13 protein-coding genes are annotated in these 12,966 nt (G+C 41.0%); 10 read left to right on the top strand and 3 right to left on the bottom strand.

The annotated features are described in order from the left end of the window. Positions 1–135: 135 nt before the first annotated feature. The 3 genes from J1899_RS21165 to J1899_RS21155 all read left to right on the top strand — a co-directional run bounded on the left by J1899_RS21165 (position 136) and on the right by J1899_RS21155 (position 2,526). Positions 136–360: a YuzB family protein gene (locus J1899_RS21165; protein ID WP_066442253.1), complete on the top strand. Its 225-nt coding sequence runs from the start codon at positions 136–138 to the stop codon at positions 358–360. Between the two features lie 290 nt (positions 361–650). Continuing rightward, the gene (locus tag J1899_RS21160; RefSeq protein WP_066442254.1) at positions 651–1,961 is read left to right on the top strand and encodes an HD domain-containing protein; all 1,311 of its coding nucleotides are present in this window, start codon (positions 651–653) and stop codon (positions 1,959–1,961) included. Positions 1,962–2,016: 55 nt separating this feature from the next. Continuing rightward, a complete protein-coding gene (locus J1899_RS21155) occupies positions 2,017–2,526 on the top strand; it encodes a YwgA family protein (protein WP_066442256.1) in 510 nt (169 codons plus the stop codon). A 47-nt stretch (positions 2,527–2,573) separates the two neighbouring features. Here the strand turns inward: J1899_RS21155 and J1899_RS21150 are convergent, their stop codons facing one another. Next, the gene (locus J1899_RS21150; RefSeq protein ID WP_066442257.1) at positions 2,574–2,762 is read right to left on the bottom strand and encodes a 2-hydroxymuconate tautomerase; all 189 of its coding nucleotides are present in this window, start codon (positions 2,760–2,762) and stop codon (positions 2,574–2,576) included. Positions 2,763–2,954: 192 nt separating this feature from the next. Here J1899_RS21150 and J1899_RS21145 point away from each other — a divergent pair, with 192 nt between their 5' ends. Together J1899_RS21145 and J1899_RS21140 are read left to right on the top strand one after the other, a co-directional pair. Next, on the top strand, positions 2,955–3,614 hold the full coding sequence (locus J1899_RS21145; RefSeq protein WP_066451282.1) for a site-2 protease family protein: 660 nt from the start codon (positions 2,955–2,957) through the stop codon (positions 3,612–3,614). A 16-nt stretch (positions 3,615–3,630) separates the two neighbouring features. Beyond that, on the top strand, positions 3,631–4,137 hold the full coding sequence (locus J1899_RS21140; protein ID WP_066442258.1) for a YwhD family protein: 507 nt from the start codon (positions 3,631–3,633) through the stop codon (positions 4,135–4,137). A gap of 189 nt (positions 4,138–4,326) precedes the next feature. Here J1899_RS21140 and J1899_RS21135 read toward each other — a convergent pair whose 3' ends face one another. Continuing rightward, a complete protein-coding gene (locus J1899_RS21135) occupies positions 4,327–6,405 on the bottom strand; it encodes a transglycosylase domain-containing protein (protein ID WP_214476542.1) in 2,079 nt (692 codons plus the stop codon). Between the two features lie 477 nt (positions 6,406–6,882). On the opposite strand from J1899_RS21135, the gene speE reads away from it, so the two are divergent. The 5 genes from speE to J1899_RS21110 all read left to right on the top strand — a co-directional run bounded on the left by speE (position 6,883) and on the right by J1899_RS21110 (position 11,986). Then, positions 6,883–7,710, top strand: coding sequence for a spermidine synthase (speE, locus tag J1899_RS21130; RefSeq protein ID WP_066442262.1), 828 nt, complete (start codon positions 6,883–6,885; stop codon positions 7,708–7,710). Between the two features lie 54 nt (positions 7,711–7,764). Beyond that, entirely contained in the window at positions 7,765–8,640 is an 876-nt protein-coding gene (gene speB / locus J1899_RS21125; RefSeq protein ID WP_214476540.1) for an agmatinase, read from the top strand. A gap of 475 nt (positions 8,641–9,115) precedes the next feature. After that, on the top strand, positions 9,116–9,559 hold the full coding sequence (locus J1899_RS21120; protein ID WP_214476538.1) for a YwiB family protein: 444 nt from the start codon (positions 9,116–9,118) through the stop codon (positions 9,557–9,559). Beyond that, a complete protein-coding gene (gene argS / locus J1899_RS21115) occupies positions 9,556–11,226 on the top strand; it encodes an arginine--tRNA ligase (protein WP_214476537.1) in 1,671 nt (556 codons plus the stop codon). Before J1899_RS21120 ends, argS begins: the two co-directional genes overlap by 4 nt. 580 nt (positions 11,227–11,806) lie before the next feature. After that, positions 11,807–11,986, top strand: a complete 180-nt coding sequence (locus J1899_RS21110) for a XapX domain-containing protein (protein WP_151573782.1) — start codon at positions 11,807–11,809, stop codon at positions 11,984–11,986. 22 nt (positions 11,987–12,008) lie between these two features. On the opposite strand, the gene uvsE is transcribed toward J1899_RS21110, so the two are convergent. Further along, the gene (gene uvsE / locus J1899_RS21105; RefSeq protein WP_214476535.1) at positions 12,009–12,965 is read right to left on the bottom strand and encodes a UV DNA damage repair endonuclease UvsE; all 957 of its coding nucleotides are present in this window, start codon (positions 12,963–12,965) and stop codon (positions 12,009–12,011) included. Between the last annotated feature and the right edge of the window lies 1 nt (position 12,966).

The following is a 12,966-nucleotide window of genomic DNA, read 5'->3' as shown; positions in this document are numbered from 1 at the left end:
ATCATCGGCTTTACTATCCATTAAACTGGTTAAATACGTCTTTCATGCTAATCTCTGCAGCTTGCATTCAGTTTTGAAAAATTGTAAAATACCCTTTAGCTTATGTCGTTTTATGACGAAGAGAGGGTTGTAAAGATGGCAAACGAATTTCGTGTTTGCGACGATTGTCAGGCAGTGAATTTAAAGACTCTGATTCCGAAGCTTAAGGAGATTGATGGAGAGGCAAAGATCGATATTGGCTGCCAATCCTATTGCGGTCCAGGCAGGAAGAAAACATTTGCCTTTGTTAATAATCGTCCGCTTGCAGCACTGACGGAAGAAGAATTAATGGAAAAAATCAATAACAAGCTAAAAAAATAAATCGCCTCCTGACCACTCGTCTTTAGGTGATTTTTTTAATTCGATTATAGATTAGGTATTTCGGAGACAGCTGCTAGTTAGTAGATTCCCTGTTATGGGTAAATGGAAAAAGTCGAAAAATTTTTTTGCTGTGCAGAAGCCTTGTCATGAAGCAGTTTTTCCTATTTTATCGGGAAAATGCCGCGTGAACGGATACTTAATTTTAGCTATAATGGACGAAACACATAAATTAGAGTGGCTGTCTCAATCACAGCCATTAGAACTGATCTTCAAGTTGACGGAGGGAAAGAATGGCTTATTCGTCGGAAAAATTAAGCGAAGAAAAAGTATTTAAAGATCCCGTGCACAGGTATGTTCATGTGAGAGACAGGCTGATTTGGGATTTAATTGGCACGAGGGAATTCCAGAGACTTAGAAGAATTAAACAGCTCGGCACCACCTATTTAACCTTCCATGGAGCAGAACACAGCCGTTTCAACCATTCCCTTGGGGTGTATGAAATTGTACGAAGAATTTCTGACGATGTGTTTAGAGGAAGACCGGAGTGGAACGACGAAAATCGCCTCTTATCTTTATGTGCTGCCTTGCTTCATGATTTAGGGCATGGACCTTTTTCTCATTCCTTTGAAAAGGTGTTTGATTTAGATCATGAATATTTTACACAGGCGATCATTTTAGGAGATACCGAAGTGAATAAAGTGCTTCGCAGAGCTGGAGAAGATTTTCCGAAGAAAGTGCAGGAAGTCATTGCTAAAACCTCAAAAAATAAGCTCGTCATTAGTCTTATTTCCAGTCAGATTGATGCAGACCGGATGGATTACTTGCAGCGTGATGCTTATTTTACCGGTGTAAGCTATGGTCACTTTGATATGGAGAGAATTCTGCGCGTTATGCGGCCGCAAGAAGATCAGGTCGTGATTAAGCATAGCGGCATGCACGCAATTGAAGACTATATCATGAGCCGTTATCAAATGTATTGGCAGGTGTATTTCCATCCTGTTACCCGCAGTGCGGAGGTTATCCTCACAAAAATCCTGCACCGTGCAAAGGATTTATTTCAGCAAAAGTATGCATTTAAGCTGGAGCCTACTCACTTTTATTCCTTCTTTAAAGGCGAAGTAACAGTTGAAGATTATGTTAAGCTCGACGAATCGATTGTTCTTTATTATTTTCAAATGTGGCAGGAAGAGGAAGATTCGATCCTAAGAGATCTCTGCTGCAGATTTATGGATCGCAATCTATTTAAGTATGCTGAATTTGATCCTGCCAAGGAATATAAAAAGCTGGCTGAGCTGTCAAGGCTGTTTGAAAAAGTGGGTCTTGACCCTGAATATTACTTAGTTGTCGACTCGTCGTCTGATTTGCCGTACGATTTTTACCGTCCAGGCGAAGAAGAAGAGCGGCTGCCAATCAATTTACAGATGAAAAATGGGGATATCCGTGAATTGTCGCGTGAATCTTCTATTGTGGAAGCTGTCTCAGGAAAAAGAAGAACAGATCATAAGCTTTATTATCCTGTTGATGTATTAAGAGACAATAGCACGAACCCCAAAATCAAAAAGCAAATTCGAGAGCTTTTGGAAATAAGTGAACGAATGTAATCAGGCCCAGATATGTAATAGACACAGTACTAATTGAAGTAGGAGATGACTTGCCTTGTTGAAAGACCACGCAAAGCTAATGCAGGCCATTGCTGATGCCGATGAAATTATTGGACGCAAAAAGTTGCAGAAAATGATCTATATTGCGAGGAAAATAGATTTTCCATTTCAAGAGCGGTTTCAATTTCATTTTTACGGACCTTATTCAGAAGAACTGACTTTAAGGGTGGAAGAGCTGTGCAATATGGGATTTGTAAATGAAGTGAAAGAGAAAAAAGGCGGCTATTATCAATACCGCTATACATTGACGGAAAGCGGCCGTGAATTTTTGGGCTTGCATGAAACGAATATGCCTTATTTGCAGGAATGTTTAAAAGATATGAACGAGCAGAATGCTAGATTTCTTGAGCTTGTTTCGACGGTTTTATATTTTGATAACCTCCCTAAAGAAGAGGTATCGGAAAAAGTTTTTACTCTCAAAAGCAAGCAGCGTTATACGGATGAGGAAATCGAAGAGGCTTATGCGTATATAGAGTCTCTTAAAAATAAAGCTAGAGTGCAATGAGCAAGCAAATGGAAAGCCGGACTTATATAAAGTCCGGCTTTCATTGGTTATTCCTTGTCGCTTAAACGCACGCCTGCTACACCATAGTGGTTTTTTTGCATTTCTTCAATAAACACAACTACATTTTCTTTTGGAGCTCCAGTTGTTTCACTGACCGCATCTGTTACTTTTTCTACTAGTGCTTTCTTTTGATCTTCGGTACGGCCGCCCAGCATTTTAACTGTTACATATGGCATATGGAAAACCTCCTCTTGAAATAATTTGCATTCTAAAAGTAGTTTTTCATAAAATCGCCTTATATGCAAGCGCTGTTTCTGCCGTGATCTTTTCACTTTAGGGAGTAGATCATGTATAATTTTACTAGATGATTCCATACATATAAAAGAATGATCGAATATATTCAGTGAGGAGCTGGAGCTTTGGATTTTTTGGAGAGTGTGTTGGCGTTTCCTCTCAGTCAACTCCCATTTGTTATCATTACATTGATGATTGCTTTTACGGTGCATGAGTTTGCCCATGCTTACACAGCTTATAAGTTTGGAGATCCAACGGCAAAAAATCAGGGCAGAGTCACATTAAACCCCATCCAGCATTTGGATCCAATCGGAACCATTTTAATTTTAATCGCTGGTTTTGGTTGGGCGAGACCGGTGCCTGTCAATCGTTATCATTTTAAGAACCCGAAATTAGCCGGTGTAACGGTATCCATAGCCGGACCATTGAGCAATCTATTAATGGCCATTTTGGCTTTTATCATCTGGTATGGGCTTGGCGGGCTTGGATTATGGACATCAACACCTATGTTTGTTAATGAATTTTTAAATACGTTCATTCATTTAAATCTGTTGCTGTTTGTTTTTAATTTGCTGCCTCTGCCGCCATTAGATGGCTATCGAATAATAGAAGACTTAGCTCCAGCAAATATTAGAGCGAAAATGACACAATTTGAAGTGTATGGGTCACTCATTTTTATTATTCTCGTGATTACGCCTTTAGGCAATTATACGATTCAGCCGATTTTTAGAACAGTTTTACCTTTCCTTAGTCAAGGATTAGATGAGTTCTTTTATCGGTTATTAATGACTTAATACGGAGGTTTGGAAAATGTCTGAGAAAAAGAAAAGCTTAGAATTTAACATTATTAAAAACGATCCAACGGAAGGGCATGGCGGCTTTGGAGCGGGAAGCTTCAGTTTGGATAACGTTTCACCGGTGATCATTGATGTTGATGCAGGGGAAGCTTCCATTGAAATTGGGGCGATGCATGCAAGAAGCGCAGTGGAGCGCGGCATTAAATTTTTGAAAACAAAAGAAGAAGTGCCAAACGGAAAGCCATACTGGCTGATCTGGGTGACGATTGACAGAAAAGAAGATGGTCCTTATTTTGCAGGTGTTACTGCCTGTGAAATGACGGTTGACCGTTCCATTCGCAGAGGCTATAAGTCACTGCCGGAGCATGTAAACAGAATGGATAAATCAATGAAACATCATATCATCGTCGATCATATGGATGCGAAATCGAAAGAGATTTTAGCTCAATTCTTAAAAAAACATGATGAGTCTATGTGGGAAAGATCTTCAGATCAGCTAAAAAAAGATTTGCAAGGGTAAAAGGTAAAAAAGTCCATAAATTTGTCTAAATTGTGACAGTTTGTTGACGTACTTTTCGAAACACTTGCTCAATGGAAATAAAAAAAGTAAACTAATTTACAGTGCAGATGCACGGTATAGAACTAGGACACGAAAAACCTCAAGGATTATTTCCTTGAGGTTTTTCACATTTTTATCACATGTATACTTCTACCAGCGGAAAAATTTTCGGAACCACGGTACATCTTCCTCTGATCTCTCTTCCTTGTGATCATCTGGTTTCTGTTCAGATTCTTCATATTGAGGCAGGTGGGAAGAGCAATATTCAGTCGGCTCGGTCCCTGATACAAAGTAGGTGAGCCGTTTTACAGGACAATTCTGTGTAGCCAGCAGGCCTGATTCTGGCTCAATATAAACGCCAACTGTGCCTTTTGGCGATTTGAATCCTTTTACTGGCAATCCTTTATGCGCTTCCTCCATAAATTCAGCCCAAATATCTTTTGCATAGACTTTATCGGCCGCAAGCTCTATTTTCTGCCCCTGATCATAGCCTGTCCACACGGCTGTCACAAGCTGGGGTGAAAATCCAGCCATCCAGCTGTCTGTTTCTGTTGACCCTGATTTGCCGGCATAAGGTCGGGTCAGTTCATCACTCAAGGTGCTGCCGGTTACACTGGTATACCCATTTAATCTTCTATCAAAAATGCCTGTCATCATATGGGCGGTAACAAAAGCCAGATCTGGCTTTAATATTTGCTCTGTCCTGTTTTTATTTTCGTAGATGATTTCGCCCTTATGGTTTTCAACCTTGGTGATTAAAACAGGCGAGACATCTTTGCCGCCGTTTGCAAGCATGCTATAGGCGCCGGCAAGCTCAATTACCCGAATGCCCGAGGTTCCAAGGGCAAGGGATGGAACCTCAGCCATTTCAGATGAGATGCCGAATTTTTTCACGGTGTCTACAAGCGTATCTTCTCCTAAAAATAAGTGAGTTTTAACTGCATATATATTGTCCGAGAGAGCGAGTGCCTGCATCATCGTAATCTCGCCATCCGCATATTTGCTATTAAAATTATGCGGAGAATATTCGGCTCTCCCATCATCAAAACGGAAGGTGGTTGGCTCACTGCGAACCATTGTAGCAGGAGTAAAACCATTTTCTAGAGCTGCATAATAGAGAAGCGGCTTAATGGTAGAACCAGGCTGCCTTACCGCTTGTATGGCTCGGTTAAAAGAACTTTTTTCATAATCCCGGCCGCCAACCAATGCTTTTACATGGCCCGTTTTTGGATCCATCGCAACTAGTCCCGTTTGGATATCACTCTCAGAAGATAGGTTCTTTTCCACGGTATCTTCGGCCATTTTTTGCTGTTTTAGATCAAGTGTCGTATAAACCTTTAATCCACCTGTTTCAATGGTGCGTTCATCCAGCTTCAGCTGATTCTTTAATGCTGAGCGGACGGCATCCTGAAAGTACGGTGCGGTCTCCGTCTGGTTGTGAGGGTGCTCGCCAATAATAGTAATCTGTTCATTAAGTGCTGTTTCAATATCAGCTTTTTGAATGTAACCATCCTCATGCATGGTCGTTAAAATAATCTTTTGTCTCGATTTTGCTTTTTCAAGAGAGGAAAGGGGTGAGTAAATGCTTGGTCCTTTCGGAATGCCTGCCAGCATGGAGGCCTCTGCAAGTGTAAGCTCACCAGTGTCCTTCCCAAAATAAAACTGGCTTGCTGCCTGTGCACCATACGCTCCATTTCCGTAATAAATGGTGTTTAAATAGCCTTCTAATATTTCATCTTTTGTATAATTCATTTCCAGGCGAATCGTATAAAACGCTTCTCTCAGCTTTCGTTTCCATGTTTTTTCATGAGCGAGAAAGAGATTGCGGGCATATTGCTGAGTGATGGTGCTTGCTCCTTGAACCTTTGCCATTGCTTTAAGATCAGCAAGAGCTGCACCGGCAATTCTTTTATAATCAAATCCGTTATGTTCATAAAAACTTTTATCCTCAATGGCAATGGTGGCACTGATCAGCTCTGGGCTCATGTCCTCCAGCCTTGCCCAATACCGCTTCTCTCCATTATGACTTTCGCCGATGACTGTTCCATCATCAGCCATAATTAAAGAAGATTGAGGCACTGTCAGCGGCGGCGGCCCGAGTACCTTTGCGTAGACTAAAATACCGATCACCAAAAGGATAGAAATCCCGAGCATAATGAGTGCCGCAAAGAATAAGGCCCGCAAATATTTAAACGTTTTCCGAAACCGCTGATCTGTCATAATCTCCATTCAAGCCACCCCGCTTTCATCTTTGTATAAATTTCCACTTCTACTAGTATTTAAATAACTTTGTTATTTTAAACATGAATGTGTTAAAAATAATGCTTATTCCTGGTTAACCATTAAAATAAAAGTGTTTGTTTTCAGGTTTATAAGAAAAGGAAAAAGAGTTGGTAGATTTCCGCTCCAGGGTACTCGCTTTTTTCGGGTGGAAGCCTTAGCCTCATCGCGCTCCCACGCCTGTCGGGACTCAACCTATCCAATTATCCCTCAGGAGTCTCGCACCCTTCCGTTCCAATCAATAAGCATAGTTTTGTAAAACAGGACAAAACAGTCACTCATAAGATTTTTTTCTCTTGCATTTTCGCTAGAATCAACTATACTTTTTCTGATGTTTGTATTTATGCCTTTAGGGAACTATAAAGGTTGAATCTTTGTTTTCTACTAGAAGGAAAATACTTTTTTAATAAGAAAGGGTTGAATAAAATGGGTCTTTGGTTTACTGAGAAACAAACAGATCATTTTGGTATTACAATGAAAGTTAAGCGCACTTTACATACAGAACAGACAGATTTTCAAAAGCTAGATATGGTAGAGACAGAAGAATGGGGCAACATGCTTTTACTTGATGATATGGTCATGACTTCTGTGAAAGATGAATTCGTTTACCATGAGATGGTTGCGCATGTTCCATTATTCACACATCCAAATCCTGAAAACATTCTTGTAGTAGGCGGCGGTGACGGCGGCGTAATTCGTGAAGTGCTTAAGCATCCAAGCGTGAAAAAAGCTACACTTGTTGATATCGATGGAAAAGTAATCGAATACTCTAAAAAGTATCTGCCGGAAATTGCAGGCATGCTTGATGATCCTCGTGTGGATGTTCAAGTCGATGATGGCTTTATGCATATTGCCAATAGCGAAAATGAGTATGATGTCATCATGGTTGATTCAACTGAGCCTGTTGGCCCAGCTGTTAACTTATTTACAAAAGGCTTCTATGCAGGTATTTCAAAGGCATTAAAAGAAGACGGAATCTTTGTTGCACAATCAGATAATCCTTGGTTCAAAGCAGATTTAATTCGCGACGTTCAAAAGGATGTTAAAGAAATTTTCCCGATCACACGCCTTTACACAGCAAACATTCCAACATATCCAAGCGGAATGTGGGCATTTACAGTCGGTTCTAAAAAGCATGATCCATTAGAAGTAAGCGAAGAGCGCTTCCATGAGATTGAAACGAAATATTACACGAAGGAGCTTCATAAAGCTGCATTCGTATTGCCTAAATTTGTACAAGATCTAGTGAAATAATAGAAGGAAGCAGGCTCATGCCTGCTTTTATACATAAAGCGAGGGATTAAAGACATGCGTTTTGATGAAGCTTATTCTGGTAATGTGTTTATTAAAAGTCACCCGAATTACGAGGAAAGCGAAGCCGTATTATACGGAATGCCGATGGATTGGACAGTAAGCTATCGCCCAGGTTCACGCTTTGGCCCAGCGCGCATACGCGAGGTATCAATTGGACTTGAAGAATATAGTGCATACCTTGACCGTGAACTAGAGGAAGTAAAATACTTTGATGCAGGCGATATTCCGCTTCCATTCGGAAATCCGCAAAAAAGCATTGAGATGATCGAGGAATATGTCGATGGACTTTTAAAAGACGGCAAGTTTCCACTTGGAATCGGCGGTGAGCATCTCGTTTCATGGCCGGTTATTAAAGCGATGTATAAAAAATATCCTGACCTGGCGATTATTCACATGGACGCTCATACTGACCTTCGCGATGATTATGAAGGCGAGCCTTTATCTCACTCAACACCGATCAAAAAGGCAGCACAGTTAATCGGCCCTCCAAATGTATACTCCTTTGGCATCCGTTCCGGCATGAAAGAGGAATTTCAATGGGCAAAAGAAGCTGGCATGCACATTTCAAAATTCGAAGTGCTACAGCCTTTAAAAGAAATTCTGCCTAAGCTGGCTGGCCGTCCGGTATACGTAACAATCGATATTGACGTGCTCGATCCAGCTCACGCACCTGGAACAGGAACAGTTGATGCAGGCGGCATCACCTCTCGTGAACTGCTCGCATCCATTCATGCAATTGCCCGTTCTGAAGTAAACGTTGTCGGTGCTGACCTCGTAGAAGTAGCTCCAATTTACGACCACTCAGAACAAACAGCAAACACAGCAAGCAAACTCCTGCGTGAGATGATTCTTGGGTGGATTCAGAAATAAGAAATGAAAATGGGACATAAGGGTTCAACCCATTAATACTTCCGAATGATTAGAAGAAACCTTTCTAATCATTCGGTTTTTTTATTATTGCTTTTAGAATACATTTTATAAAAACTTGAGTGAAATGGAGCGGAGGACACTCGACTCCTGTGGGCAATAGAGGAAAAGGTGAGACCCCGCAGGAGCATCGCGACGAGGAGGCTCAGCTTCCTCCCCACGGAAAGCGAGGGTCCGCAGCGCAGGTGGAACGGACTTGATTTTACAGCTAAACCAATAATTTGTTTTGGATATACACTAGAGGAGTTTGTCACATTTCTTTTTGTGCTCTTTTTTTAAAGACCCAAGTTTATTTCTCATGAAAAGGATTAAAATAGGGTAAAATGCTTTATTAGTAGCAATTCAAGGTGGTGAACGAGCCTTTTTTGTACTATACTAAAAAGGTTATCCAAGAAATATAAGCAAAGGAAGTGCAAGAATGGCGAATCTTCCTGCAGAACAAATGCCGGTAAAAATAAACGTTAAGACGGTTATCCGTGACCGTGGCGAGAAGCAAACCTTTGATCTGACAGCCTTTGGTCGTTTTCATCAAAAAGGAGAAGCGAACTTTCTTCAATACGATGAAAGCATTGAAGCTGGCACGGCAAAAACGATTATTAAAATGGGCGATCAAGATGGGGTCATTTTAAGAAGCGGTGCTGTCAAAATGCGCTTGCCATTTCGGCTTAACAAGAAAATGAGAGGCAGTTATGAACTGCCATATGGCACTCTTGAGATGTTAACCACAACGAAGAGATTTGACCATACATACAATGAAACAACAAAACAAGGCTCGATTGAGCTTCTATATGAGTTGAAAACACAAGGTGCAAATACAGGCACTTATCATCTAAAGATTACGTTTGAGGAGGATGCAAAGTGAATATAGTCGAACAAGTTCAAAGCAAGCTAAAAGAAGAAATTGAAGCGGCGGTTGTGAAAGCAGGTCTGGCAGAAAAAGAGCAGATTCCCGCTGTTGTTTTAGAAATACCAAAGGAAAAAGCTCATGGGGATTACTCCACGAATATGGCAATGCAGCTTGCGCGTGTGGCCAAAAAAGCACCGCGTGTGATCGCTGAAGAACTAATCAAAAGCTTTGATCAATCGAAGGCTTCTATTAAAAAAATGGAGATTGCCGGTCCTGGTTTTATCAACTTTTACATGGACAATAGTTATCTAACGAATCTCATTCCAACCGTTTTAGAAGCTGGAAGCAGCTATGGGGAAACAGCAACAGGCAATGGCCAGAAGGTTCAAGTCGAGTTCGTTTCTGCAAACCCGACAGGAGATCTGCATCTTGGACATGCCCGTGGTGCAGCAGTAGGTGACTCTCTAAGCAACATCCTGCAAAAAGCAGGCTATGAAGTATCAAGAGAGTATTATATTAATGATGCCGGCAACCAAATCAACAACCTGGCACTATCTGTTGAAGCACGTTATTTCCAGGCTCTAGGCTTAGAAAAAGAAATGCCTGCGGATGGATATCACGGCGAAGACATCGTTGGCATTGGGAAAAAGCTTGCTGAAGAATATGGCCACAAATATGTTGAGGCAGATGAGAAAGAGCGTTTTGACTTCTTCCGCACATACGGCTTGAAATATGAAATGGAAAAGTTGAAAAATGACCTGGAAGATTTCCGTGTTCCATTTGATGTCTGGTATTCAGAAACATCCTTATACCATAATGGGAAAATTGATGTTGCTCTTGATGCGCTAAAACAGAACGGTCATATTTATGAAGAAGACGGTGCGACATGGTTCCGCTCTACCACTTTTGGTGATGATAAAGACCGCGTTTTAATTAAAAATGACGGCTCTTATACGTATTTAACACCAGATATTGCTTATCACAAAGACAAGCTCGAGCGCGGTTTTGAAAAGCTGATTAATATTTGGGGAGCAGACCACCATGGCTATATCCCTCGTATGAAAGCAGCGATCCAGGCATTAGGCTATGATAAAGATGCTCTGGAAGTAGAAATCATTCAGCTTGTTCATTTATACAAAAACGGCGAAAAAATGAAAATGAGCAAACGTACAGGTAAAGCTGTTACAATGCGTGATCTGGTAGAAGAAGTTGGATTAGATGCAACTCGTTACTTCTTTGCGATGAGAAGTGCTGATACGCACCTTGATTTTGATTTGGATCTTGCTGTTTCACAATCAAATGAAAATCCAGTGTACTATGCGCAATATGCTCACGCACGGATTTCAAGCATTCTGCGTCAAGGCAGTGAGCAAGGTTTCGAATTCGATCACCAAGCTGACTTTTCATTAATTGAAGCGGAAAAAGAAATGGACGTATTGAAAAAGATCGGTGAATTCCCGCAAGCCGTTTCCGAGGCAGCGTTAAGACGCACACCGCACAGAATCACCAACTATATTTTTGACCTAGCTTCTACGTTCCACAGCTTCTATAATGCTGAAAAAGTACTGGATGCTGAACAGCCGGAAAGAACAAAAGCTAGACTGGCTCTTATTAAAGCAGTCCAAACCACATTAAAAAATGCACTTGCATTAATCGGTGTTTCTGCACCGGAAAAAATGTAAGTACAGTTTGTCCCCCTGTGAGAGAGCAGGGGGCTTTTTTTATGTGCGATTTGATAGGAAAACCGTTCTGTTTGATAGGAAAATCATAATTTTTGATAGGAAAGCTGGAGAATTTGATGGTAAATTGCTCAAATTTGATAGGAAAGCACATATATTTGATAGGAACACGATCTAGACCAAAAGGGAGTAACTTCTGTAATCACTAAAATCCGGGGATTGATCGAAAAAACGGCGTAAATGACTGAAAACTGGTTCAAAAAGACCGAAAAGCAAACCAAATTGGCCGAATAACTTTGGGGAATGATCGAAAACCTCTGGGAAATGATCGAAAGCATGCCCAATTAATGAATAAGGCAGCAGATTTGAGCGGTAACAGCCCACTTAATGTCGAGAAACAAAAAGTCCAGAATAAAATCGCCGAAATCCCAACTGATATCTAAGGTTGGCAATTAGTTTTAATTCTTTACAACCGTGTGACTACGCAAATCACCTTCAACTCCTCTTGTCTAAATTCTCCCCATATATTATTTTCATTAAGGGAAATACTATCAAAAATGGATGTTACTAGAGGAGGATTACGATGAAAATTGTCATTTTAGCTACACTTACCGGTTTTTTAGTAGGATTTCTTTTTGCGCTATTAAAGCTGCCGATTCCAGCACCGCCGGCTTTACCGGGGATTATGGGGATTGTGGGCATTTATTTAGGCTTTAAAGCGTTTGAAGTGATTGCGCCATGGTTTCAGGAATTAATGAAATAGAAAAAGCGGCCGGGGGCCGCTTTTATTTCCATTCTACTGCTCCGCCAGATATTCTTTTTACCCCTCTAATTTTACTGATATCCTCAATCAGCTTTAATACAGCCTGATCTTTTGCTTTCGCTTCAATCATAAAATCAACATCCACATTCAAATTATGAAGAACGTTCAGCAGCGGTTTTAAAAATTCAACATCAACAAAGTCCGCATGGGAGCGGAAGGCTTTTTCATTTTTAGGGGAGGAAATATGGATTTTGGGAGGCTGTCCGGTATGTTCCCAAGTTGCAAAGGTGCGCGGCAGGAACTCTTCTAGCGTCAATTCTCCAAGGTTGGCCATGTGATGATGATAATCAAAGACAAACGGAACGCTTTCTCTTTCACAGGTTAGCAAAGTTTCGTCCGTATTATACGTTTTATCATCGTTTTCCAGCGTCATCTGCTTCTTAATGTGCAGCGGCAGCTCTTTCAGATTTTCATAAAAGCGATCAATCGTTTTTTCTTTGTCACCATAAGAACCGCCAATATGAATATTGATATAGCTCTGCTGTGCCAGTCCCATTGCTTCAAACATCCGATAATGATATTCCATGTCCTTGACCGCATTGGCTGTTACTTCTTCGCGCGGAGAAGTAAAAAGCGTAAACTGATTGGGGTGAAAGCTGACCCGCAATTGATGATCCTTGACAAGCTGTCCGATTTCTAACCAGCTGTCCCGAAAAGGCGTGGTAAAATCCCACATTACCTCAGGATGTGTAGCCAGCGGAACAATCGAACTGGACATTCGGTATATTTCCAGCTGATGAGCAATATTATAATGCAGCATCCGTTTCGTATTGGCTAAATTGGCTGCCGTAACGGAAAGTAATTTTTCCTTTCGTTCTTCCTTGCCGAGCTGTGAATAGCGCGCAAAGGTTAATGCCTTTGAAGGGGAGGAGTCCCATAGGCTAATCGCTGTTGATACATAGCCAAATCTAATTTTCATG

Source organism: Cytobacillus gottheilii (assembly GCF_018582665.1).
Lineage (GTDB): Bacteria > Bacillota > Bacilli > Bacillales > Cytobacillaceae > Cytobacillus > Cytobacillus gottheilii.
Note: the sequence above shows the minus strand (reverse complement) of the source record. Positions and strands in the feature narration are given on the sequence as shown.

Excerpts from the sequence above, each read along its gene's own strand:
- J1899_RS21120 (WP_214476538.1), top strand. The coding sequence starts at position 9,116 with ATGGCGAATCTTCCTGCAGAACAAATGCCGGTAAAAATAAACGTTAAG.
- J1899_RS21110 (WP_151573782.1), top strand. The coding sequence starts at position 11,807 with ATGAAAATTGTCATTTTAGCTACACTTACCGGTTTTTTAGTAGGATTT.
- J1899_RS21165 (WP_066442253.1), top strand. The coding sequence starts at position 136 with ATGGCAAACGAATTTCGTGTTTGCGACGATTGTCAGGCAGTGAATTTA.
- speB (WP_214476540.1), top strand. The coding sequence starts at position 7,765 with ATGCGTTTTGATGAAGCTTATTCTGGTAATGTGTTTATTAAAAGTCAC.
- speE (WP_066442262.1), top strand. The coding sequence starts at position 6,883 with ATGGGTCTTTGGTTTACTGAGAAACAAACAGATCATTTTGGTATTACA.
- uvsE (WP_214476535.1), bottom strand. The coding sequence starts at position 12,965 with ATGAAAATTAGATTTGGCTATGTATCAACAGCGATTAGCCTATGGGAC.
- J1899_RS21140 (WP_066442258.1), top strand. The coding sequence starts at position 3,631 with ATGTCTGAGAAAAAGAAAAGCTTAGAATTTAACATTATTAAAAACGAT.
- J1899_RS21135 (WP_214476542.1), bottom strand. The coding sequence starts at position 6,405 with ATGGAGATTATGACAGATCAGCGGTTTCGGAAAACGTTTAAATATTTG.
- J1899_RS21150 (WP_066442257.1), bottom strand. The coding sequence starts at position 2,762 with ATGCCATATGTAACAGTTAAAATGCTGGGCGGCCGTACCGAAGATCAA.
- J1899_RS21160 (WP_066442254.1), top strand. The coding sequence starts at position 651 with ATGGCTTATTCGTCGGAAAAATTAAGCGAAGAAAAAGTATTTAAAGAT.